Origin of the sequence: Mycobacterium sp. E2699, assembly GCF_001666745.1 — a bacterium.
Taxonomy (GTDB): domain Bacteria; phylum Actinomycetota; class Actinomycetes; order Mycobacteriales; family Mycobacteriaceae; genus Mycobacterium.
This window is the reverse complement of record NZ_LZJH01000069.1, coordinates 1-843: the sequence shown is the minus strand read 5'-3', so window position 1 is coordinate 843 and position 843 is coordinate 1. Positions and strand designations below refer to the sequence as shown.

Genomic DNA, 843 nt, shown 5'->3' with positions numbered 1-843 from the left:
CCCTGCCAGGCCTGCCCGGCCAGGTCCGAGGTCACGGAGCTGAATGCGCTTGCCGCCGCGCTCAACTCACTGCGGATCCCGTCCCAGGCCGCCGCCGCCTCCAGCATCGGCCCCGGGCCCGGCCCATCAAGCAGGAGCACCGAGTTGACCTCGGGCGGAAACACCGAAAAGTTCATCACTGCTCCCCTCGATCGTCGTTGATCAGACCTTCAGCAGCCACTGGAGCAACGTACATTCTCCGGCCTGCCCCATACCCCGTTAGGCGGGAATCCAATCCCGGCCGCCGCACGATCGTTGCGGACCGGACCGCAGGGATCAAGCGCTCGCAGTCGCGGTTGCGTGCGAACCCGAGCAACGGCACACTTTGGCTCCCGGGGCTCGCTGCTGAGAAGGGACCGCGGTCATGAGCTTTTTGGTGCTCCCGCCGGAGATCAATTCGTCCCGGATGTTCTCCGGTGCCGGGTCAGCGCCAATGTTGGCGGCCGCTGCGGCGTGGGACGGGATCCGCAGTGAGTTGAGCGCGGCGGCAAGCGCATTCAGCTCCGTGACCTCGGACCTGGCCGGGCAGGCCTGGCAGGGCCCGTCGGCGGCGTCCATGACCAACGCGGCCGCCGGGTACGTGGACTGGCTGGGCGGGGCGGCCGCGCAAGCCGAGCAGTCGGCGGCCCAGGCGCGGGCGGCGGCCGTCGCCTACGAGGCCGCGCTGGCGACCATCGTGGACCCCGGGTCGATCACGGCCAATCGCGGCCAGCTGGTGTCGCTGGTGATGTCGAACCTGTTCGGCCAGAACGCGCCGGCGATCGCGGCGGCCGAGGCCGAATACGAGCAGATGTGGGCCCAGGA

At 69.8% G+C, this 843-nt stretch carries 2 protein-coding genes; one reads left to right on the top strand and one right to left on the bottom strand.

The annotated features are described in order from the left end of the window. Window positions 1–176 (bottom strand): PPE domain-containing protein (locus tag A5696_RS27065; RefSeq protein ID WP_197516869.1); only part of this gene is annotated, 176 nt, incomplete at its 3' end. Window positions 177–403: 227 nt separating this feature from the next. Here A5696_RS27065 and A5696_RS11555 point away from each other — a divergent pair. Then, on the top strand, window positions 404–843 hold a 440-nt coding region (locus A5696_RS11555), incomplete at its 3' end, for a PPE family protein (protein ID WP_231964298.1).